The sequence below is a fragment of the Mesorhizobium sp. Arg314 genome (assembly GCF_053714275.1).
The window spans coordinates 34,595-56,362 of sequence record NZ_JBSKBP010000027.1 but is presented as its reverse complement, the minus strand read 5'-3'; the positions used below and the strand labels follow the sequence as shown (position 1 = coordinate 56,362).

At 63.1% G+C, this 21,768-nt stretch carries 24 protein-coding genes and 1 pseudogene; 11 read left to right on the top strand and 14 right to left on the bottom strand.

Translation table 11 applies throughout. The features are described from left to right. Positions 1-84 precede the first annotated feature (84 nt). Complete coding sequence (gene glyA / locus ACWGS9_RS24300; protein ID WP_454507638.1) at positions 85-1,398, bottom strand: serine hydroxymethyltransferase; 1,314 nt, start codon at positions 1,396-1,398, stop codon at positions 85-87. Positions 1,399-1,524: 126 nt separating this feature from the next. Then, positions 1,525-3,165 (bottom strand): Na+/H+ antiporter, encoded by a 1,641-nt coding sequence (locus ACWGS9_RS24295; RefSeq protein ID WP_454507637.1) that lies wholly within the window; start codon positions 3,163-3,165, stop codon positions 1,525-1,527. Between the two features lie 344 nt (positions 3,166-3,509). Here ACWGS9_RS24295 and ACWGS9_RS24290 point away from each other — a divergent pair, with 344 nt between their 5' ends. Then, positions 3,510-4,235, top strand: coding sequence for a response regulator transcription factor (locus tag ACWGS9_RS24290; protein ID WP_454507636.1), 726 nt, complete (start codon positions 3,510-3,512; stop codon positions 4,233-4,235). 49 nt (positions 4,236-4,284) lie between these two features. On the opposite strand, the gene ACWGS9_RS24285 is transcribed toward ACWGS9_RS24290, so the two are convergent. The 5 genes from ACWGS9_RS24285 to ACWGS9_RS24265 all read right to left on the bottom strand — a co-directional run bounded on the left by ACWGS9_RS24285 (position 4,285) and on the right by ACWGS9_RS24265 (position 8,710). Then, on the bottom strand, positions 4,285-5,538 hold the full coding sequence (locus ACWGS9_RS24285; RefSeq protein WP_454507635.1) for a L,D-transpeptidase family protein: 1,254 nt from the start codon (positions 5,536-5,538) through the stop codon (positions 4,285-4,287). A gap of 328 nt (positions 5,539-5,866) precedes the next feature. Further along, positions 5,867-6,319: a hypothetical protein gene (locus ACWGS9_RS24280; RefSeq protein ID WP_454507634.1), complete on the bottom strand. Its 453-nt coding sequence runs from the start codon at positions 6,317-6,319 to the stop codon at positions 5,867-5,869. A 175-nt stretch (positions 6,320-6,494) separates the two neighbouring features. Next, the gene (gene ldtR / locus ACWGS9_RS24275) at positions 6,495-7,010 is read right to left on the bottom strand and encodes a transcriptional regulator LdtR (RefSeq protein ID WP_040983294.1); all 516 of its coding nucleotides are present in this window, start codon (positions 7,008-7,010) and stop codon (positions 6,495-6,497) included. A 237-nt stretch (positions 7,011-7,247) separates the two neighbouring features. Continuing rightward, complete coding sequence (locus ACWGS9_RS24270; protein WP_454507633.1) at positions 7,248-7,670, bottom strand: DUF6163 family protein; 423 nt, start codon at positions 7,668-7,670, stop codon at positions 7,248-7,250. Beyond that, entirely contained in the window at positions 7,667-8,710 is a 1,044-nt protein-coding gene (locus tag ACWGS9_RS24265) for an enoyl-CoA hydratase/isomerase family protein (RefSeq protein WP_454507632.1), read from the bottom strand. The genes ACWGS9_RS24270 and ACWGS9_RS24265 overlap by 4 nt, the downstream gene beginning before the upstream one ends. Positions 8,711-8,874: 164 nt before the next feature. Here ACWGS9_RS24265 and ACWGS9_RS24260 point away from each other — a divergent pair, with 164 nt between their 5' ends. The 4 genes and pseudogenes from ACWGS9_RS24260 to ACWGS9_RS24245 all read left to right on the top strand — a co-directional run. Next, complete coding sequence (locus tag ACWGS9_RS24260) at positions 8,875-9,681, top strand: DUF2066 domain-containing protein (protein WP_454507631.1); 807 nt, start codon at positions 8,875-8,877, stop codon at positions 9,679-9,681. A gap of 139 nt (positions 9,682-9,820) precedes the next feature. Next, a complete protein-coding gene (gene hemB / locus ACWGS9_RS24255; protein ID WP_454507630.1) occupies positions 9,821-10,852 on the top strand; it encodes a porphobilinogen synthase in 1,032 nt (343 codons plus the stop codon). 48 nt (positions 10,853-10,900) lie between these two features. Next, positions 10,901-11,215, top strand: a complete 315-nt coding sequence (locus tag ACWGS9_RS24250) for a nucleotidyltransferase family protein (RefSeq protein WP_454507629.1) — start codon at positions 10,901-10,903, stop codon at positions 11,213-11,215. Then, positions 11,173-11,532: pseudogene (locus ACWGS9_RS24245) on the top strand (dihydrofolate reductase family protein); the annotation flags it as partial. The gene ACWGS9_RS24250 and the pseudogene ACWGS9_RS24245, both read left to right, overlap by 43 nt. Before the next feature lie 202 nt (positions 11,533-11,734). On the opposite strand, the gene ppk2 reads toward ACWGS9_RS24245, so the two are convergent. Then, complete coding sequence (ppk2, locus tag ACWGS9_RS24240; protein ID WP_454507628.1) at positions 11,735-12,655, bottom strand: polyphosphate kinase 2; 921 nt, start codon at positions 12,653-12,655, stop codon at positions 11,735-11,737. Positions 12,656-12,840: 185 nt separating this feature from the next. Between ppk2 and ACWGS9_RS24235 the strand changes: the two genes are divergently transcribed. Then, entirely contained in the window at positions 12,841-12,963 is a 123-nt protein-coding gene (locus ACWGS9_RS24235; protein ID WP_454507627.1) for a hypothetical protein, read from the top strand. A gap of 156 nt (positions 12,964-13,119) precedes the next feature. On the opposite strand, the gene ACWGS9_RS24230 is transcribed toward ACWGS9_RS24235, so the two are convergent. The 3 genes from ACWGS9_RS24230 to ACWGS9_RS24220 form a co-directional block, all read right to left on the bottom strand. Beyond that, on the bottom strand, positions 13,120-13,431 hold the full coding sequence (locus ACWGS9_RS24230) for a glycosyl transferase family 90 (RefSeq protein WP_454507626.1): 312 nt from the start codon (positions 13,429-13,431) through the stop codon (positions 13,120-13,122). Between the two features lie 8 nt (positions 13,432-13,439). Beyond that, entirely contained in the window at positions 13,440-14,090 is a 651-nt protein-coding gene (locus ACWGS9_RS24225; protein WP_454507625.1) for a hypothetical protein, read from the bottom strand. A gap of 115 nt (positions 14,091-14,205) precedes the next feature. Further along, a complete protein-coding gene (locus ACWGS9_RS24220) occupies positions 14,206-14,871 on the bottom strand; it encodes a GntR family transcriptional regulator (RefSeq protein ID WP_454507624.1) in 666 nt (221 codons plus the stop codon). Between the two features lie 116 nt (positions 14,872-14,987). Between ACWGS9_RS24220 and ACWGS9_RS24215 the strand changes: the two genes are divergently transcribed. Beyond that, positions 14,988-16,235 carry an MFS transporter gene (locus tag ACWGS9_RS24215; protein WP_454507623.1) on the top strand — a complete coding sequence of 416 codons (1,248 nt, stop codon included), beginning with the start codon at positions 14,988-14,990 and terminating at the stop codon, positions 16,233-16,235. A gap of 35 nt (positions 16,236-16,270) precedes the next feature. Further along, a complete protein-coding gene (locus tag ACWGS9_RS24210) occupies positions 16,271-16,645 on the top strand; it encodes a DUF423 domain-containing protein (protein WP_454507622.1) in 375 nt (124 codons plus the stop codon). Positions 16,646-16,758: 113 nt separating this feature from the next. Here ACWGS9_RS24210 and ACWGS9_RS24205 read toward each other — a convergent pair whose 3' ends face one another. Continuing rightward, positions 16,759-16,890, bottom strand: coding sequence for a hypothetical protein (locus ACWGS9_RS24205; protein WP_454507621.1), 132 nt, complete (start codon positions 16,888-16,890; stop codon positions 16,759-16,761). Between the two features lie 57 nt (positions 16,891-16,947). Further along, positions 16,948-17,091 carry a hypothetical protein gene (locus ACWGS9_RS24200; RefSeq protein ID WP_454507620.1) on the bottom strand — a complete coding sequence of 48 codons (144 nt, stop codon included), beginning with the start codon at positions 17,089-17,091 and terminating at the stop codon, positions 16,948-16,950. Between the two features lie 177 nt (positions 17,092-17,268). Between ACWGS9_RS24200 and ACWGS9_RS24195 the strand changes: the two genes are divergently transcribed. Then, positions 17,269-18,348, top strand: coding sequence for a LacI family DNA-binding transcriptional regulator (locus ACWGS9_RS24195; protein ID WP_454507619.1), 1,080 nt, complete (start codon positions 17,269-17,271; stop codon positions 18,346-18,348). 8 nt (positions 18,349-18,356) lie between these two features. On the opposite strand, the gene ACWGS9_RS24190 is transcribed toward ACWGS9_RS24195, so the two are convergent. Beyond that, on the bottom strand, positions 18,357-19,565 hold the full coding sequence (locus ACWGS9_RS24190) for an OpgC family protein (RefSeq protein ID WP_454507669.1): 1,209 nt from the start codon (positions 19,563-19,565) through the stop codon (positions 18,357-18,359). Between the two features lie 246 nt (positions 19,566-19,811). Between ACWGS9_RS24190 and ACWGS9_RS24185 the strand changes: the two genes are divergently transcribed. Both ACWGS9_RS24185 and ACWGS9_RS24180 read left to right on the top strand, forming a co-directional pair. Beyond that, on the top strand, positions 19,812-20,477 hold the full coding sequence (locus tag ACWGS9_RS24185) for an alpha/beta hydrolase (RefSeq protein WP_454507618.1): 666 nt from the start codon (positions 19,812-19,814) through the stop codon (positions 20,475-20,477). Between the two features lie 205 nt (positions 20,478-20,682). Continuing rightward, positions 20,683-21,762, top strand: a complete 1,080-nt coding sequence (locus ACWGS9_RS24180) for a toxic anion resistance protein (protein ID WP_454507617.1) — start codon at positions 20,683-20,685, stop codon at positions 21,760-21,762. Positions 21,763-21,768 lie beyond the last annotated feature (6 nt).

Sequence of the window (21,768 nt, the reverse complement as noted above, 5' to 3'; positions counted from 1 at the left end):
CGAAGCGCAGGGATAAAAGATGACGCGTGGCCCCCAGTCAACCGACAGAGGGGCAACCGACAGAGGGGCAACCGACAGACAGGCTCAACCGAGATATGGGTAGAGCGGGAAGCGATCGGTCAGCGCCATGACCTTGGCCTTGACGCCGGCTTCGACCGCGGCATTGCCTTCGTCGGAATTCGCAACCTTCAGCCCGTCCAGCACCTCGGCGATCAACTTGCCGATCTCGCGGAATTCGGCCTGGCCGAAGCCGCGCGTGGTGCCGGCAGGCGTGCCGAGGCGCACGCCCGACGTGACGAACGGCTTTTCCGGATCGAACGGGATGCCGTTCTTGTTGCAGGTGATGTTGGCGCGGCCAAGCGCGGCTTCCGCGCGCTTGCCGGTGGCATTCTTCGGCCGCAGGTCAACCAGCATCAGGTGGTTGTCGGTGCCGCCCGAGACGATATCGAGGCCGGTTTCCTGCAGGCTGGAGGCCAGCGCCTTGGCGTTGGCGACGATGCTTTCGGCATAGGCCTTGAAGCTCGGCTTCAGCGCTTCGCCGAACGCCACCGCCTTGGCGGCGATGACATGCATCAGCGGACCGCCCTGCAGGCCCGGGAACACCGCCGAGTTCATCTTCTTGGCGATCTCCTCGTCATTGCACAGGATCATGCCGCCGCGCGGGCCGCGCAGCGACTTGTGCGTCGTCGTGGTCACGACATGGGCATAGGGCAGCGGCGACGGATGCATGCCGCCGGCGACGAGGCCCGCGATATGCGCCATGTCGACCATCAGATACGCGCCGACCGCATCGGCGATCTCGCGGAAACGCTTCCAGTCCCAGATGCGCGAATAGGCGGTGCCGCCGGCCAGGATCAGCTTCGGCTTGGTCTCATGCGCGGTCTTCTCGATCGCGTCCATGTCGAGCAGGTGGTCTTCCTTGCGCACGCCGTAGGAAACGACCTTGAACCACTTGCCGCTCATGTTGACCGGCGAGCCGTGGGTGAGGTGACCACCCGAATTCAGGTCGAGACCCATGAAGGTGTCGCCGGGCTGCAGCAGCGCCAGGAACACCGCCTGGTTCATCTGGCTGCCCGAATTCGGCTGGACGTTGGCGAAATTGCAGCCGAACAGCTTTTTGGCACGTTCGATGGCCAGTTCCTCGGCCACGTCGACGAACTGGCAGCCGCCATAGTAGCGCTTGCCCGGATAACCCTCGGCATATTTGTTGGTCATGATCGAGCCTTGCGCTTCGAGCACGGCGCGCGACACGATATTTTCGGAAGCGATCAGCTCAATCTCATGGCGCTGGCGGCCGAGCTCGTTGCGGATGGCGCCGAAGATTTCCGGATCGGCATCGGCAAGCGTGGTCTCGAAGAAGGACTCGAATTTGCTGGAGGATGCCGCGGCTGTTGACATGGCTTGCTTTCCCTTGGGGCCGGAGGTCTGCGAGGTCGCCGCGCATTAACACAGTTGTTTTCCGCCCGCCACGTTTGCGGCGCGAAATTTGCTGGCCGGTTTGCGCCAAGACTGGTCGAGCGGACACTAATCCCGTGGTTCGCGACCTTTGAGGATCGCTTCGGAGAAGGTGACCTCGGTGAAGAGCTTGCGCGCCGTATGGTCATTGATGTCGCCGCGGCGGAGCATGGCCTGCAACTCGCCGCGCTCGGCCTCGATGCCGGCAAGCCTGAGCTCCAACTCGATCCGGCCGGACTCGCGGGCCTCGGCGCGCGCCTCGTCGGCGCCGTCTGACAGCGAGATGCGCCGACGGTAGATGGACGCAACGCTCTCGGCGATGGCGAGCTTCATCTCCGCTGCCTCTCCTTCATTGCCGTCGCTGGCGAGGCCTTCGATCCTGGCGATGGCCGCATTGGCGGCGCTGACCCGCGCCTTGCGTTCCTCGGCGGCACCGGGATCCTGGCCAGGTTCGACGAGGCCCCGCGCGACCGTCGGCAGGGCGAGGCTGGCAATCGCCAGCGAGCAGATGATGACGCCGGCGGCGAGGAAGATCACGAGATCGCGGGCCGGAAAGGGGGAGCCGTCCTGCAGGGTGAGCGGCAGCGACAGGATGCCGGCCAGCGTGACGGCGCCGCGCACGCCGGCAATCGAGCCGGCAAGCCTGACACGAAAGCCGAAGGGCTCGGTCTTGCGCTTGCCGAGCCGTGCGGCGACTACGGCGCCCATGTCGCCGATCCAGATCCAGACGAAGCGCAGGCCGATCAGGCAGAGCGTGAGCAGCAGCACGGTCAATGCCGGCTCGAACAGCCAGTGCCGGGTCGTCAGTTCCGGCGGCACCTTGCGGATGATGTCGGGCAGTTGCAGGCCGAGCAGGATGAAGAGCGAGCCGTTGAACATGAAGATCAGCATCGACCAGAGCGAAATCGTCTGGATACGCGCCGAGACCGCCATATGGCGGACGATGCCGGAGTATCCGGTCAGAAGGCCGGCGGTGACCGCCGCCAGAATGCCCGAGGCGCCGAAATGCTCGGCGATCAGGTAGGCGACAAACGGCAACAGGACCATGACCAGCACCTGCGCCTCGGCCGGTGTGCTGGTGATGCGGCCGAGGACCTGCAACGACTTCGCCGCGATAAACAGCGCCGCCACGCCGGCGAGGATGCCGACCGCCACCGCAAAGAGAAAGCTCAGGGATGCCGCGGCAAACGAAAAACTGCCGGTCAGCGCCGCCGCGACGGTGAAACGGAACATCACCAGACCGGAGGCGTCGTTGAGCAGCGACTCGCCCTCCAATATGTGCATCAGCCGCGCTGGAACGACATTGCGGTCGACGATCGAGGATACGGCGACCGCGTCGGTCGGCGACAGCACGGCGGCAAGTGCGAAGGCGACGACCAGCGGGATGCTCGGCACCAGCCAATGCAAGGCGTAGCCGAAACCGACGATGGTGAAGAAGACCAGCCCGATGGCAAGGTCGAGGATCGGACCGCGCAACGCGATCAGCTCGCGCTTTGGCGCCGAAAAGGCATCGCCGAACAGCAGCGGCGGAATGAACACCAGCAGGAAGAGTTCCGGATCGATTTCGACATGCATGCCGCGCGCCGGCCAGGCAAGGGCGGCGCCGATCGCGATCTGCAGCACCGGCAGCGGCACGCGCACCAGCCGCACCAGCGCGCCCGACAGCGTCACGAAGGCGAGCACGACGAGGATGAAGATGGCGACGTCCATGGCGCGATTCCGGCTCTCTGGCGGACCATGCGCAATTGAACGCGCCGCGTCCAGCGCCGACGCCCCTTCTGGCTAACCGGACGGCGTCAGCGCATGGAAGGGGCACCGGGTGGCCGGCCGCCATGCCTATGCCCTGGAACCGGCGTGACAAGTAGAATGGGCCAGCTCCAGACCCGTCCGCAGAGCGGCAAGCCGGCGAAACGTCTTCCTGATACGCGAGCAGAAAACCGCATCAACCTCCCGATACCGCGAGGTTGACAGACGGTGCCGTGAGATTGCGGCCTTGCGGCATGGAACGGCCCGTGCGACCGTGCGTTCCGGGTGGGTTGAAATTGGGGCGACCGATGCTGTCGCGATTGATGACGCATGTCGAAGCGGCGTATGCGGCGCCTACGGCCGAGGATGCCAGCCTGGCCTTCTTCACGGCGATGCAAGATTTCGGCGCCTCCTATCTGCAGACAAGGCTCTACCGGCGGCCGGCGGCAATCCTGACTTCGGCCAGCCATTGGGCGGCCGGCGGCTTCATCACTAGGCTGGCGCCAAGCGGCTGGTCGGGCAGCCCGGCCTTCAACTATGTCTGCTTCGAATGCAACCCGCTGCTCGGCGCCATCCGCGAGAGCCGCACGAGCTACCGCTTCAGCGATTTCGCGCCGCGCGACAGCGCGCAATACGGTTCCTACTGGGAGGCGTTCAGCGAAGCCAACATCGACGACGCGCTCTGCGCCACGTCCTACGGCGCCGATGGCGCCGTTGCTTCGCTGCATCTCGGCTTCCACAAGCGTAACTTTTCGCCGGACGAGCGTTTCGCCATCCATATGGCTGGCCTCGCCCTGACCGAGCGGCTGATGAGCCTGACCTCGCCGCCACCGACACACGCTGTCAAACTCACGGCGCGCGAGCGCGACACCCTGGCGCTGGTCGCCGAGGGCAAGACCGACTGGGAAATCTCGGTCATCCTGGGCATCGCCGAAGCCACGGTGCGCTTCCATGTCGACAATGCCAGGCGCAAGCTCGGCGCCGTGAACCGCGCGCAGGCGGTGGCGCGGCTGGTGAACCAGCGGCTCATCTAAAAGAAAAAGGCCGCTGTGAGAGCGGCCTTTTTCTTTTAAGATCAAATGCTTACTGTGCGGAACTGATCTGCAGCTCCGCGGCGCCGTCGAGGGCATAGATGTCGTCGCGGAACTGCACGACGCCCGGAGCGGTCGACCAGGCCGACAGATAGAGGAAGTGGACCGGCACCGGGTTGACGACCTGGATCGGCGTGTTCTCGCCGGTCTTGATCGCCGCCTCGAAATGCTGGCGGTCCCAGCCGGGCGTGTCGCGCAGGATCCAGGTGACGAGATCGCGCACGTTCTGGACGCGCACGCAGCCCGAGGAATCGAAGCGCATCAGCTTGCCGAACAGGCTCTGCTGCGGCGTGTCGTGCATGTAGACGCCGTCCGGGCTCGGGAAGTTGATCTTGACCGAGGCCATGGCGTTGTTGTTGCCCGGATCCTGACGGAAACGGTATTTGGCGGCATCGTCGGTCGACCAGTCGACGGTCATCGGATCGACTTCGCTGCCATCCGGCGCGAACAGCCGGATGTGGCTTTCCTTGAGGTAGTTCGGGTCCTTCCGCATCAGCGGAATGATGTCCTTGCGAACGATCGAGACCGGCGCGTTCCAGTATGGATTGACGATGACCTCGTTGATCTTCGAGTTCACGATCGGCGTCTGGCGGTCGATCTTGCCGACGATCGCCGTGTGGCGGAGCACGACGCGGTCGTTCTCGACCGCTTCGACCTGGGCGGCGGGAATGTCGACCAGCACGTAACGGCTGCCGAGCGTGTCGGCCTTTTCCTTCAGGCGCTGCAGATTGGTCTGCAGCTGGCCGAGCCGGATCTGCGCCGAGACGTTCATCGCCGTATAGGTGTATTTGCCCATCGAGCCGTCGCCAGGCAGGCCATGGCGGAGCTGGAAGCGCTTGACCGCCGAGTCGACATAGGAATCAAAGGCCGTCGAAATACCGGCGCTCTGCGGCAGGTCACCCGAGACCATCAGGCGCTTGCGCAGCGGCACGACATCCGGATCGTCGACGCCGAGCTGCAATTTCTTGGTGGCCGGAACCTGTTCCCATCCGCCCTGGGAGACGATGTTCTGGTACTGCGCCACGGCCTGCTCGGTGAAGGCCACCGTCTGCTGGCTGAAGATCGGCAGCGTCGAGGCGATCTTGTTGGTGTTGTTGCCGCGGGCGTCGAACTGATCGTCCCAATTGCCGCGGGTCGAGGATTTCAGGATGTCCCCGATCACGTCCTGCGCGCTGGCGTGGCCGGCGGCAAAAGCGGCGGCGAGCGCGGAGGCTCCGGTGAGGAAGAAACGGCGGCTGGTTCTCATGGCAGACATTCTTAGCTATTCGCTCTCGCTCAATTCGCTTGCCCGGCGGCTTGTCCGCACTCTAGGGTTGGCAAACTTAACAATTCGCCAACCATGACCGCATCGCCGGCTGCCAGAAACGCGTTGCCGCCATGCAGGTTCCAAGGAGCGCAGGGCATAGGCCCGCAGCATCACCCACCACCCGCATCCACTGCGATTATGGCGGCAACGTGGCCTTGGCCCGCGATTTGCTTGTGGCAACGGGATGGAAAACGCAACCGATGCTTTTTGGCACCGCTTCCTTCCACGCCCTGCCTGATCAGTCGCCGGCCGCCTCTGTCCGACCCCCCTACTTCACTCGGTTCGGGCAGAGCAGCTTGAACTCATCGATCGTATAGCCGTAGCCAGAGGCGCCCGAGCCATCGAGCACCACATTCTCGTCCGTAGCGGTGATCTTGTATTCGGTCGAACTTCCCTCGGGGCTGCGCCCCTGGAAGAGCATGTTGGCACCGTAGAAATTGATGAATTTACCGCTCTTGCAATCAGCGGCGATCTCCAGGTGCAAGGGCGTATTCTTCTCCGAGACGATGCGATCCTCGGTCACCTTGCCCCCATAGTCGCGGCAGAATTCGATGGCGTTTTGCCTGGTGTGCCTGGTGAGCACAACTGCATGCGAGGTGCCGATGCCTGATTTCTTGACGATCGTGACCTTCATTCCCACCCTGGCACCGTAAAAGACAGTCTTGGCGTTGGCTGGGGAGGCAAGGATCAGAGCGGATATGGCAAGCAGGATGTAGCGCATGAAAGGCCTCCTTCTTTCACGAGAGAGCTTTCACGCACGCAGGCGCTCGGTCAACTCCCCCGTAGCAGCCTGCCCTGGCCAAAAGAAAAGGACCGGTGCGTCCGGCACCGGCCCCATATTCTTTCCCCGGCCCGCGCTTCGTCGACGTGGCTTCGATGTTCCAGGCTTCGGATACTTACATCCGGTAAGCAATCGTATCGTTCCAGAAGCGGTCCAAGCGCTGCAGCGCGCGGTTCATCTGCTTGAACTCGTCGGTGTTGATGCCGCCGACCGCCTCGATCGAGCCGACATGGCGCTCATAGAGGCCGGCGACGACGTCAGCCACCTCATTGCCCTTCGGCGTCAGCGAGACGCGGACCGAGCGGCGGTCGATGCGCGAGCGCTGGTGGTTGATGAAGCCGAGGTCGACCAGCTTCTTCAGGTTGTAGGACACGTTCGAGCCGAGATAGTAGCCACGCGAACGCAGCTCGCCGGCGGTCAGCTCCGAATTGCCGATGTTGAAGAGCAGCAGCGCCTGGATGGCGTTGATGTCGGAACGGCCATTGCGGTCGAACTCGTCCTTGATCACGTCAAGCAGGCGGCGGTGCAGACGCTCCACCAGCTGCAGCGATTCCATGTACAGCGAGCGGATAGCCTCGCGGCGATCGTCGGATACGTTTGCGGTCTTCGCCGCCGGACGCGAATTGATCATTGTCTTTGCCTCTCGTTTGTCGCCTTGGTGATTTTTTGTTTTTCACCTTGATCGCGACACTATCGAATACTCATAAAATTCGACTTAAACGCCAGGGCTAACAAGAGCTTACCGGTAAGAGGTTTCGGAAGACGCTTAACGATCGGTCACCCGAGCAAGAACAATTAACCTAAAGATTTAGCCAATGGATCTTGGGGCAGAATGGGGCGCGAAACCGGCCCGGGAAACGATTCAGCCCTATTGGCGAAGCTGGCGCTTCTGCAGCCAGATGGTGACGCGAAAGACGATGTAGAGCAAGGCCACGCAGGCATGCGAGACGACGATCAGCAGCCGATGGCCGAAGAGATCGGGAAAGCCGGCATACATCACCGTCTCGGTCACCGCGCAGATAAACCAGATCACCGGCCCCCAGGACGCCAGCATCCAAAGCCCTGCGGCGGCGAAGGGGAAGAAGACGGCAAGCGTTGCCGCCGCCACCTGCCAATGCACCGGCATCAGGTCGAAGCGCCACAGCGCGCCGGGATAAATGCCGATCAGCCGGATCCAATAGAGGATGCCGAACAAAAGGCAGTAGCCGGCGATCACGCGCTGGAACCAGGCGAAGATGATTTCGGTGGTCGAGGGCTGCAGCACCACGCGCCTGGAGGTGACCTCGCTCACAGGAGGAGCTCCCGGGGCCCAAGCGGCGCGAAATAGGCGTCGATGTCGGCAGCATTGACCGCATCCAGGTCCGCCGGCCGCCACAGAGGCTTCGAGCCCTTGTCGATAATAGCGGCGCGGATGCCTTCATAGAAATCATGGCCGGCAAGCATGCGGTTCAGGATGCGGAACTCCATCTTCATGCATTCGTCCATCGACAGCGTCTGCCCGGCGCTGATCTGTCGCCAGGCGACGTTGAGGCTGGTCGGCGAGCGGGTCTCTATCGTCGCCAGCGTCTTTGCGGCAAAAGCGTCTTCCGCCCCGGCCCGTTCCAGGCTGGCGACCATGTCGGCGAGCGAAGGCTGCGAAAAATGGCGCGCGATCGACTCCAGGTCCTGCCGCTCGGTCTCGCGTTTCGCGGGCACGAAGAAATCGCGCAATTCCGCATTGGCGTCGCCGCTCGTCGCCAGTTCGTCGAGCAGGCCGGCCTGGTCCTCGGCCTTGATGGTGTGGGTGGCCAGCCCCGACCACAGCGCATCGCCATAGCGGATGCGATTTCCCGTCAGCCCCAGATACATGCCGAAACAGCCGCCCAGGTCCGGCAGCAAGTGGCTGGCGCCGACATCGGGGAAGAAGCCGATGCCAACCTCGGGCATGGCGAACTGCGCGTTCTCGGTCAGCACGCGATGCGAGCCGTGGAAGGAGATGCCGACGCCACCGCCCATGACGATGCCGTCGATCAGCGCGACATAGGGTTTTTTGAAGCGCGCGATGCGGGCATTGAGCCGGTACTCGTCGGCGAAGAAGTCGACGGGCGGCCTGCCGGCGCGGCCGGCCTCATAGATGTGCAGGATATCGCCGCCGGCGGAAAACGCCCTGCCCTCGGCCTTGACGACGACGACGCCGACGCCGGGGTCCTGCTCCCAGGCATCGAGCGCCTTGCCGAGAGCCGTGACCATGTCGTGCGTGACGGCGTTGAGCGCCTTCGGCCGGGTCAACGTGACCACGCCCGCCTTGCCCAGCCGCTCGAAGCGGATCTCGTCGCCTCCGCCAAAATCCATCACCAGAAAATCCCTCTCTCCGCCCGCCGGGGGAGAGAAGTGCTAAAGGCGGCATGGGGACGCGTCAATGGTGGCGGTCCTTGCGCTGGCGGGCGGCCGCGCCAGATGTTAGGTAACCGGCAAAACACTGTGCCTGCGCCCCGACAGGTTTCGAGCTGATCGACATGCCTGGAATTTCTCGCTTCCTGGTCGGATTGGTCGGTCTCCTCTTTCTGGGAGCACCCGTCCGTGCCGCGACAATCGCCGAGCTCTATCAGGCGCAGACCATCGTCACCGGAACGGGCGACGTGAACCGGCAGATCGGCTTTCGCGATTGCCTGGACAAGGTGCTGGTCAAGGTTTCGGGCGACCAGCGGCTGACGCAGAAGACGGAGATGCTGGCGCTGCGCGACAAGGCGGCCGACTTCGTCCAATCCTTCCGCTACCACGACCGGCTCGAGGGCATCCCGATTCATGACGAGCAAGGCACCCATGACCGGCCGCATGATCTGACCTGCCTCTATAAGCCGGCTGTCGTCGACAAGCTTTTGGCGCAGCTCGGCAGCAGGCCGTGGCTTGGCGAACGGCCGACACTGGCGATTGTTCTGGCCGTGAAAAGCGCCCAGCGGCGTTTCGTCCTCTCCAGCGACGGAGACGAAAGCCCATATATGGCGGACTCCTTTCGGGCAGCGGCCGAACCACTAGGGGTGTCAATTGTCATTCCTAATCGAGCCACCCTCGATAAGGCTGGCCTCATTTTCGAAGAGGTAGACGCAATCTCGCCCGAACTGCTGGGCAAAATTGACGGCCACCAGGAGTTTGCCGGCAGCATCGTTTGGAGCGACAAAGATTTGGGCTGGATCGCCGACTGGCGGTTGAAAGCCGGCAACAAGATCTACACCTGGCGGGTGCGCGGCGTCAGCTTCGACGAGGCTTTTCGAGTGGCGATGAGGGGTGCCGCGCAGATCCTGTCGGGGAATGGGCAGCCCTGAGAGGGATTTCCTCGCCCCCATGAAATGGGGAGAGGTGGCTCGGCGAAGCCGAGACGGCGCCCCGGCTGGCACAATCGTGTCGCATTGGTCAGCGGCAAGGGCGCGTGGTAAAAGCCGGGTCAAAACGAGAGTTTCGGCGATGAACAAATTCACTCCCGCAAAACCCGCCGGTGCGCGCGGCGTCGACGAGATCACCGGCAGCCGGCGGCTGCGGCGCATGCGCAAGGCCGACTGGTCGCGCCGAATGGTGCAGGAGAACCAACTGTCGGTGAACGACCTGATCTGGCCGATCTTCGTGATCGACGGCAAGAATACGCGCGAGCCGATCGCCGCCATGCCGGACGTCTATCGCCTGACCATCGATCTCGCGGTCAAGGAAGCGGAGCGCGCCGCCAAGCTCGGTATTCCGGCCATCGCCACCTTCCCCAATGTCGAGCTTGCGCTGCGCGATCAGACAGGCTCGCACATCCTCGACCCGGACAACGTCATCAACCGCGCCACACGCGCCATCAAGGACGCGGTGCCGGAGATCGGCATCATCACCGATGCCGCGCTCGACCCCTTCACCAGCCATGGCCATGACGGCATTTTGCGCGACGGCATCATCGTCAATGACGAGACGGTGGAGCAGGTCGCCGCCGCCGCCGTCATCCAGGCTGCGGCCGGCGCCGACATCATCGCGCCGTCCGACATGATGGACGGCCGCATCGGCGCCATCCGCGACGCGCTCGACGCCAACGGTTTTCAGGACGTGGCCATCATGTCCTATGCGACGAAGTTCGCCTCGGCCTTTTACGGGCCCTATCGTGAGGCAGTGGGCACCGCGGGCCTGCTCAAGGGCGACAAGAAGACCTATTACATCGACCACGCCAATTCGGACGAGGCGGTGCGCGAGGCCGAGCAGGACCTCGCCGAAGGTGCCGACATGCTGATGGTGAAGCCGGGGCTGCCCTATCTCGACATCATCCGCCGGCTGAAGGACGAGCTGCGGATGCCGACCTTCGCCTACCAGGTGTCAGGCGAATATTCGATGATCAAGGCAGCCAGCGCCAATGGCTGGATCGACGGCGAGAAAGCGATGCTGGAGTCACTGCTTGCGCTGAAGCGCGCCGGCTGCGACGGCGTGCTGACCTATTTCGCGCCGGTGGTCGCGGAGATGCTGAAGGGCTAGGCCGTACCGCGATTTTGGAATTCTGACGGGATCCGTTAGAATAGTTTCATGAGCCGCAATGAAGTGATCGAACGGTTGCAGAAGAACGCAGATGCCATCAGAGGCATGGGCGCGACTTCGCTTTATCTGTTTGGGTCGGCCTCGCGCGGCGACGTACGGTCGGACAGCGATCTTGATCTCTTCATAGACTACGATCCGGCGCGGCGTTTTTCCCTGATCGACCTCGTCGGCATCAAACAATTTCTCGAAGAGAAAATGTCGGCCGAAATCGACATCACCACGCGGGACAGCCTTCATCCGATGTTGAAGGCTGATATCGGTGGGGCGACAACCCGCCCTATCACGTGCCGGTGTTCGTTCTGACGCACCACAAGCGCGCGCCGATCGAGATGGACGGCGGCACGACGTTTTACTTTGTCACCGACGGCATCCAATCGGCGCTCGAACAGGCAAAGGCAGCGGCCAGCGGAAAGGACGTGCGGGTCGGCGGCGGCGTTTCGACCATTCGCCAATATCTCGAGCAGCGGCTGATCGACGAGATGCATCTGGCGATCTCGCCGATCCTGCTCGGCTCGGGCGAGCACCTCTTCGCCGGCCTCGACATGCTGAAGCTCGGCTATCGCTGTATCGAGCAAGTGGCAACGGCGAACGCTTTGCATGTGACGATCGGGCGGGCTTAGGCGATTTAGCTCTTTCTCCCCGTTCACGGGGAGAAATGCCCGGCAGGGCAATGAGGGGCAGCGCTGCCGGTTGAGATTGGTCACAGCATCTGTGGCGCCTGGCCCGCGCGGCGAATTGGAAGCCAGCCGCAAACGCCGGCGCCGCCCCTCATCCGCCCTTCGGGCACCTTCTCCCCGTGAAACGGGGAGAAGGGAGAGGTGCTCAATACTTCTCCGGCACGTAGAGGTCGCGCGGCAGGACCTGGCGCTCGTACTCAGGGTTGAAGACGCGCTCCGGCAGCGAGATCTCCTCGTGCGGAACTTCCTCGTAGGGCAATTGCTGCAACAGATGGTCGATGCAGTTCAGCCGCGCCCGCTTCTTGTCGTTGCCCTCGACGATGAACCAGGGCGCTTCCGGAATGTTGGTGCGGGCGAAGGTCTGTTCCTTGGCCTTGGTGTACTGCTCCCAGCGCACGCGCGACTGCAGGTCCATGGGCGAGAGCTTCCACTGCTTCATCGGATCGTGGATGCGCATCAGGAAGCGCATCTGCTGTTCTTCGTCGGTGATCGAGAACCAGTATTTGACCAGGGTAATGCCGGAACGGACCAGCATGCGCTCGAATTCTGGCACGTCGCGGAAAAACTCCTCGACCTGATCCCCATTGGCAAAGCCCATCACCCGCTCGACGCCGGAGCGGTTGTACCAAGAGCGATCGAACAGCACGATCTCGCCGCCGGCCGGCAGATGCGGCACGTAGCGCTGGAAATACCATTGCGACTTTTCGCGCTCGGTCGGCGCCGGCAATGCCACGACACGGGCGATGCGGGGGTTCAGCCGCTGGGTGATACGCTTGATGACGCCGCCCTTGCCGGCGGAATCGCGGCCCTCGAAAATCACCACCAGCTTCTTCTTGTGGTAGGCCACCCATGACTGCAGTTTGATCAGCTCGGACTGCAGCCTGAGCAGCTCGCGGAAATAGGTCATCCGCTCGATCGAAGGCGGATGCGACTTCTTGTAGATCTTGGCGATCTCGAGCGAGAGCGCCGGCTCGGAAAGCTCCAGCTCATAGTCCTCGTCGAGCGTATCCTCGAGTTCGGCTTCGAGCCAGTCCCTCGCCCCGGAATTCGGTTTCACTTCGTTCATCGCGCAACTCCGTCTGCCTGTCAGCCATCATCGCTTCGGAATGAGCTCCGGCTTCGCCCGAACACTCCGTAAGCCGACTGAGATACAGAGGCGCAATGACGGTTTTATTGCAAGCGCGCAAAGCAGCAGGATATAGCCGATATGCGATCGACGCGTATCGATAGCGAGGCGACAAGTCGCCGGATTTGTCCTACAAATCCCTTCGCCAATTCCCGGCGCTGGTGCTTTACCCCTACTGGCACCAGCGGTTCACGGCCAGGGACCGTTTCGGGCCGGCCGATCGGGTGCTCGACCGCTCCAGCGCCTAAAGCGCGTCGCGCTGAAACGGATTCAGGCGACGCGCTTTAAGTCCTTGTTTTTATGCATGTCGTTTCCCAGAACCGCTGCACACTTCTGGGCGACATGCATGAGAGCAGTTCAGCGTTGGGTGAATCGCCGCCCTGCTCCAGCTTCCTGGAATTGATCTAGCCGGCGATGAATCGCCAGATTTCGGGATCGGGCTGGATCTGCCCGCTCAGCACGAAATATTTATAGAGGACGAGCAGCGAGATCGCCTGCTCGTCCTGCTCATTGCCGAATTTGCGGCAATAGGCGTTGGCGGCGGCGGTAATCCGTCCCGCCTCGGCGGGGTGTTTTTCGAAATAGGCCACCTTGTCGACCAGGTCGGAGAAGTCCTGCTGCAGCGGCACGTAGTGGACATTGGACTCGACCTGGGCTTCCGCAAACCAGGTTTCGTAAGTCGGTTCCGACATCAGGCAGAGCGAATTGGAGCTCATGATCCAATTCAGGTTCGTCGCGACATCATTGCCTCGAGCGAGACGATGTAGCGATAGCGCCGCTGCTCCTCGATGTTCAGGAAAGGCTTGCGGCTTCCCTCCGGCGCATCGGCCCTGTGGGAACCCGCATCGCAAATCGGCAGGTTGGTGGCCTTATCCACGAAACGGGTGCGAATCGGGTTGTTGAGATGACCGCGCCAGACCACCATCGGGCGCTTGGCAGCGAAAGACAGGCCGTCGGGCGGCATGTAGAAGTGGCGGAACTTGTTCAGCTTCATCAGCACGCCATTCGCGTTGTCGTCGCCGATGGGCCGGTCCTTGACGATCCTCGGGACTTCCGGAACGCCGACGACGTCGCCGTATTCGAAATCGATCAGCAGACCGGGATCGAAATAGCGGGCGAATTCCTTGAGGTCGTAATAGTACATGCTGGAAGAGGACGGCAGCTTGCCGACGGGTATGGCGTCCAGACTGGGGACGAACGGGTGTTCCAGCTTGTTGTAGTAGTTCAGTCGCTCGCGAACCGTCTTGCCTGAAAGCCTGGCCTGCTCGAGCCGACTGGCAAGGCGGTCGCGGAACAGGGACTGCGGTGCGCGGTCACGCGCGAAATTGCGCGCGTAGTAGAACAGCTTTGCGGCGGTTCGTGCGAGTGTGGCCATGCGTCCGCGAATTGAGCAAGATGGTCAGTCGTAGTCGGCCTTCATCCCCCTCGTCTCCTACAGCATTCTCCCGGCCATGTTGCAAGCCTGCCAATGCGATTGGCCACACGAGAACTTACGCCGCGACGACGGCGAACCCCCTGGCGCGCAAACCCCGCTGGTCATCATGCAGCGAGGTGACCAACCGGTCGCGACTGCCGGCGATGTGATCGGAAAGCAGCCGCGCCGCCTCATCGGCATGGCCGGCCCTGACGGCGGCGAGGATGGCATGATGTTCGGCCCAGGCGCGGCCGAGCGCCTTTTCATCACGCACTTCCAGCCAGCGCGCCCGCGACAGCCTGGTCATCGCGTCGCGAACGGCCCTCAACAGAAACTCGTTGCCGGAAAGCCTTGCCAGTTCGATGTGGAAATCCATGCCGACACGGTGCCATTCCTCGCGCGGCGTCTCGATATCGCAGGAATCGAGCATCGCCGCGATCACATCGATCCCGCTGCGGTCTTCGAGCGCCGCCGTCAGGCGGACCGCCGCGACCTCGACCGCCTCGCGGTAGACGGCGATCTGCCCGAGTTCGGCAAGGTTGATCGGCGCCACCGTCCAGCCGCGGCCGTCGCGGCCGACCAGCCCTTCCGTTTCCAGGCGCAGCAGCGCCGCCCGCACCGGCGTGCGAGACGCGCCGAACCGGCTCTCGATCCAGCGCTCGGTCAGCCGCTCGCCCGGGCCGATCTCCAGGCCGAGGATCATCTCGCGAAGCTGCCTTTCGACATTTTGCATTTGCGACATTGTCGTCCCGCTTTCCAAAGCCGCATTGACAGCGGCAAGTCCCAGGTCCATGACGGATACCGATTTGGTATCCCAGATTGGTATCCGCAACAACCCCAGCATTGGCACGCCGTGACATGATGCCGAACGAATCCGAACAGAGCGGCTTCAACATCCATTGGCGGCGTAACCTTGCCGTCTGCTTCGCCGGCTCGTTCAGCACGCTTATCGCCATGACGCTGCTGTTGCCGTTCCTGCCGCTTTACGTTGAGCAGCTCGGCGCCGAGGGCCACGCGGCGATCGTGCAGTGGTCGGGCATCGCCTATGGCGCGACCTTCCTTGCGGCAGCGCTGGTCGCGCCCTTGTGGGGGCGGCTGGGCGACCGTTACGGCCGCAAGCTGATGCTGGTGCGCGCGTCGTTCGGCATGGCCATCTGCATGTCGCTGACCGGCATGGTTCAGAGCGTCTGGCAGCTGGTGCTGCTTCGGCTGCTGATCGGCTTTGCCGGCGGTTATTCGTCGGGTTCCACGATCCTGGTGGCGATGCAGACGCCGAAGGAGCGTTCGGGCTGGGCGCTTGGCGTGCTGGCAGCGGGCATCACCGCGGGCTCGCTGGTCGGACCGCTGCTCGGCGGTCTGCTGCCACCGCTGATCGGCATCCGCGCCACCTTCCTGCTTTCCGGCGCCGTGATCTTCCTGGCGTTCCTGGCGACGACTTTCCTGATCAAGGAAAATCCGCCGCCGCCCAGGCCTGGCTCCGCGAAGAAGCCTAAAAGCGGCTGGTCGCAGATCCCCGACAAGCGGCCGGTCGTCGCCATGCTGACCACCGGCATGCTGCTCGCCTTCGCCACCATGTCGATCGAGCCGATCATCACCGTCTATGTGCAGCAGCTCGTCGAGGACCAGAGCAAGGTGACCATGGTCGCCGGTGTCGTCATGTCGGCAGCGGCGCTCGGCACGATCCTGTCCTCGTCATGGCTCGGCAAGCTCGCCGACCGCGTCGGGCACTGGAACGTCGTGGTCGGCGCGCTTGCCGTCTCGGCGCTGCTGCTTATCCCGCAGGCCTTCGTCACCAATGGCTGGCAGCTGATCGGCCTGCGCTTCCTGATGGGCCTGGCGCTGGGCGGCCTGCTGCCCTGCATCACCAGCGTCATCCGCCATAACATCCCGGACGGGATCGGCGGCAATGTGCTTGGGCTGGCGATCTCGGCGCAATATGCCGGCCAGGTCGCGGGGCCGCTGTCGGGCGGCTTCGTCGGCGGGCATTTCGGCATGCGCTCGGTGTTTTTGGGCACGTCGGTGCTGATGGCGCTCGGCGCGGTCTACAACTGGATTGTCCAGTCGCGCCGGGCACGGCATATGCTGCTGGAAGCCGGCGAGTCCTGATCGACGGCGCCGGCCAGCCAACAGGGAGCATCCAAATGAGCTTTGCCGCGCAGCCGTCGAACGGCGGCAGCCGTATCCTGGTCTTGGTCGCCGGGCTGCTCGGTGCGGCGGGCGTGGCGCTGTCGGCGGCGGCTGCGCATCGCGGCGGCGCCTTTACCGGCACGGCGGCCAACTTCCTCCTGATGCATGCGCCGGTATTCCTCGCCGTCGGCCTTGCCGGCGGTGGCCGCTGCCTCAGAATCGCCAGCCTGGTGCTGCTTGTCGGCCTGCTGCTGTTTTGCGGCGACTTGCTTGCGCGCGACTTCCTCGGCTCGCGGCTGTTTCCAATGTCGGCGCCGATCGGCGGCACCTTGCTGATCGCCGGCTGGGTGGCGATCGCCGTCTCGGCGCTGTGGCGTCCTCGCCCTTAAAGCGCGTCGCGCTGAAACGGATTCAACGGATTCAGGCGACGCGCTTTAAGTCCTTGTTTTTATGCATGTCGTTGTCCCAGAACCGCGTACACTTCTGGGCGACATGCATTAGACTATTTTCGGCTGGTACGCCGCTTGCGCGCGGGCGGTTCGCCGGAGCGGCGCCGCTCGGGCTGCTCGGTTCCGGGCGTGATGCCCCAATAGTTGCGGTAGATGTCCTGAAACAGATGACCAATCGGATGCATGACTGCTTCTCCTTCTATTTGAATCGATCCAATCTATCGGCGCAAAAAAGCTGCGGCTCAGCCGCGCTTGCGCTCCACGAAGAAGCGCGGCGTGCGCCTCCAAGGACCCAATCTGCCGCGGCGCTTCTCGCTGATGGCGACCGAGGCGATGCCCCAGTCGTTGCGGTAGATGTCCTCGAACAAATAGCTCACCGGATGCATGGCACCCTCCTACCGAAACCCGCTCCACCATGAAGCGGGCAACTTGGATCGATTCAAAACATAGTCCCATGTTACCTGAAGTCAAGCAAAAATTTGAATCGATCCAACAAAAATGCTAGATGACCGGCAGCAATTCAGCGGTCATGTTCGTCCCGTGACCGGATTCGGAGGAACGACATGGCATCACTCCTCGAAGGCCAGGCAAGACCCATCCGGCTGGCAGACATCGCCAAGGCCGCCGGCGTCTCGCATGGTACGGCCTCGAATGTCTTCAGCCGCCCCGAGATCGTGCGCGCCGAAGTGCGCGAGCGGGTCAAGGCGGTGGCGGAGCAGATGGGCTATGCCGGCCCGGATCCGAAGGGTCGGCTGCTGCGCGCCGGCAAGGTCAACGCCATCGGCGTCGGCACGACCGAGCCGCTCTCCTATTTCTTCGAGGATCCCTTCGCCCGCGTCATGATGGCCGGCATCTCCGAAGCCTGCGACGCTACCGGGGCGGGCATCGCGCTGGTCTCGGCCGCCAACCAGGAAAAACTTGCCTGGAACATCCAGAGCGCGCTTGTCGACGGCTTCATCCTGTTCTGCATCGAAGGCGGCTCGCGCCTCGTCGACCTGACGCGCGAGCGCAGGCTGCCATTCGTTGCACTGGAGCTCGGCTTTCACGATGAGACCATTTCGGCCATCGGCGTCGACAATATCGCCGGCGGGCGGCTCGCAGCGCGCCATCTCGCCGAACTCGGCCACCGCCGCTTCGCTGTTCTGTCGCTGACCCTCCGTGAGGAACGCACAGGTTTCGTCACGCCGGAAATGGTCCGCTCGGCGATCTATACGGGAACGCGCGATCGTCTCGCCGGCTATTTCGAGGAATTGTCCCGCTTCGGCGTCGACACGACGAAGGTCCCGATCTATGAGACCGAGAACGAGGAAAAAAGCACCAGGGCCGGCCTTGAGGCGATCTTCGCCGGCGGCGAAGCGCCGAGCGCCATTCTGGCGATGTCGGACCGCATGGCCATGATCGCCATCGACTGGCTGAAAGCGCGCGGCCTCGACGTTCCCGGCGATGTCTCAATCGTAGGCTTCGACGGCGTGCCGGACGGTGCGCTGTGCACGCCGCCGCTGACCACGATCGCCCAGCCGATCACCGAGATCGGCCGCCGCGCCGCGCGCATGATCCTCGACCATGATGGCGCGGTGCGGCGCGAGACGATGGGCGTCGAGCTCATCGTCAGAGCGTCGACCGGTCCGGCCCGCAAAGGCTAAAGCGAAACTCAGTAGCCGCCCACCCTCGCCGGCAGCGGCTGCGCTCCGAACGGCACGCGCGCAGGCTCCTCGCGCGCCGGCTTGGCGCGGGACGGGCCGAGGCCGGCAAGCCATTCGAGATAGAGCGCGAGCGCGAGTTGCATGGCGATGCCGGCCGCGATCAGCAGCGTATCATAGGCCGGGCCGCCCGGGTTGATCAGCTTTAGCACCTGCGCCGCCATGGCAAGCAACGTGCCGGCGATGAACACCGGCAGCGAGCGCTTGCCAAGAATCGCAAGCGGATTGTCGGGCCGGACGCGGAAGAGGTTCGAGACCGCCGGCAGCGCGACTATCAGATAGCTGACCGATAGGATGTGCAGCAGCCGCGGCAGCGACAGGAAGGTCTTGTCGAAGCCGCCGATCACCACCGGCAGGTTGAACCAGGTGATCTGGCCCCAGAGCGGGCTGTGCACCCAGATCGCCGCGCCGACCACATAGATGCCAGCAGCACCAAGCAGCCACGGATTGAGCGGAATCCGCCCGCCCCGCTTGACATGCAGCATGGCAGCAAGGCCGATGTTGAACAGGAACTGCCAGGACAGCGGATTGAGGAACCAGAAGCCAGGCTCAGGATAGTTCGACGGCGCGATCTGCCAGATGCCGGCAACGAGCCAGAGCAGGCCTGACACGATCAGCGCCGGCACCGGCCGATAGCTGACGAACAGCACGAAAGCGGGTGCCGCCAGAAGCAGCGCCGCATACACCGGCAGGATGTTGTTGTAGCCAAGCTGATGACCGAGCGTGACGATGCCGAGCAGCACTTGCGGCGTGTTGCGCATCAAGGGTTCGATGTTGATCATCGTCAGCATTTCGGGCCGATGCACGAACACCGCGGCGGCGCAAAACAGCGCGATCACCACCATCGTGATGACGAGGTGAGAGATGTAGAGCACGCCGGCACGCCGCCACATCTTCAGGGTCGCCAGCAACCGGCCGCCCGGCTTGAACTTCGTGCCGTAGGCCAGCGCCACCGAGATGCCGGAAATCAGCACGAACGCTTCGGCCGCATCGGAAAAGCCGAAGTTCTTGTAGGTCCAGTTCTCGAAGACCGTGCCGGGCACATGGTCGACGAAAATGGTGAGCAGCGCGAGCGCGCGCAGCACGTCGATACGCGTATCGCGATCTTTGATACGCGTATCGCGATCCTTGATACGCATGTCGCGATCCTTGATACGCATGTCGCGATCGTAGATCTCGCGCTCTGCAGAGACAGGGGTGGTCATCGACAAAAGGCCTCAAAGCTGGTTGTCCATACCCAGCAATGCGACCCCCGGGGCGCACCGCTTCGATTCCTCCCACGGGGGGGAGTGTATCGGCGCAGAAACGGACTGAAATGCGCCTGGTTCAATCAACTTTCGCGGAGCGCGAAAATATTCCGTTTTGAAGCCGGCAAATCAACAAATCTCTCATGGAATCAAATGGATATGAGCGCTCCCGAATATAGTGACAAAAACAGCGTCCTGCGCGAGGATCTCACATTTTCCTACCGCCTGCTGAAGCCGGCAAACGCAAGCGGTGAGTGCCTGTTCGTGCTGCACGGGTCGGGCGTCGACGAGACAACGATGCTGCCGCTGGCGAGACAGATCGCGCCCCATTCGTTGATCGTCGCGGCGCGCGGCCGCATTCCACAGGAGGACGGATTTCGCTGGTTCGAGCGAATCACGCCGACCAGCTTCGAACAAACCTCCATCCGTGCCGAGACGGCCGCCTTTGCGCAATTCGCAAGGGAAGCCGCGCGCCGACACGGCCTCGACCTGCAGCGTGCGACCTTTCTTGGCTATTCGAACGGCGCCAACGTCGTCTCCAGCCTGATGCTGCTCCATCCCGGCTTGATCAGGCGGGCTGCGCTTTTGAGGGCGATGCCGGTGCTCGACACTTGGCCGACGACCGACCTCCAGGGCAGCCGAGTGCTGATCGTCGCCGGGGCCGCCGACCAGACCTACGGCCCGTTCGCGCCGGCTCTGGTGACGCTGTTCAGCCAGCGCGGCGCCGAGATCGACGCGCGCATCGTTGCCGCGGGCCATGAATTCGGCGATGCCGACGCCGCGATCGTGCGGCAATGGCTGGCAGCGCCTATCGCGGCCGCCTGACCACGCCCGCCAAACGGGCCTCAGTGCCCTTTTCGCAAGGCCGACGCCCTCAGCGGAGCAGGACGATGCCGCACAACCCGGCTGAGTCGTTGAAAAGTAACCTTTTTCACGGTTGTGGGCACTGAATCCTTCCATTGTCCACAGCGGCGACATATCTCTGTTACAGACTGTCTATCGAGATACTGTTCAATGAGGGGAGGTCTGAATGGCCGGTGAGAACAGCATTACTCTGCTCGACGACACTTCGAAATTGCCTGTCATTGCCGCCAGTCCGGGTGAAGTCGCCAAGATTGAAGGCGGCATCGATATTCGCGACCGCGCGGCGATTTCGATCTTCGGCGACCGCGCCCAGCAATCGGTCAGCGACTTTGCCGACAAGATCCTGTCGCAGATCCGCAACCGCGATCTCGGCGATACCGGCACGTTGCTCACCGACATCATCATGAAGGCCAAGAACCTCGATCCGGCTTCGCTGAAAGAGGAAGGGTTCCTCAGCAACCTGTTTTCTTCTTTCAAGGCCAGGCTCGAACGCTTCAAGGAGAAATACGAGGATGTCGCCGGGCAGATCGACCGCATCGGTCTGGAGCTCGACCGTCACAAGGATACGCTGCGGCGCGACATCGCCGTGCTCGACGACCTGCATGAGCAGACGAAGGACTCCATCCTCAACCTCGACGCCTATGTGCAGGCCGGCAAGAAATTCGTCGATGAATACCGTGCAAACGAGCTGCCGAGGCTTAAGGCGGCGGCCGACGCCAAGGCGAGCGATTCTGCCGGGGCGCTGGAGGCGCAGACCTATCAGGACGCCGTGCAGGCACTCGACCGGCTGGAAAAGCGCATCTTCTATCTGGTGCAGGCGCGCCAGCTCGGCATCCAGCAATTGCCGCAGATCCGCATCGTGCAGTCGGGCGACGAGACGCTGATCGAGAACCTGCAGGCGACCTCTGCGCTGACCGTGCCGGCCTGGAAGCAGAAGATGGTCATCCTGCTTGGGTTGACCAACCAGAAGTCGGCGCTGGAGCTGCAAAAGACGGTGACCGACGCGACCAACGAGATGATCCGCCAGACATCGAAGATGATGAAGGACCAGGCCATCTCCATCGAGGAGCAAGCGCAGCGCGGCATCGTCGATGTCGAGACGCTGGCGCAGGCCAACCGCGACCTGATCGACACCGTGCAGGGCGTGCTCAAGGTCCAGGAACAAGGCCGGCAGAAACGGGCCGACGCCGAAAAACAGATGGACCAGATGACCGCCGATCTCAAGAAAGCGCTCACCCAGGGCTGACGGGGC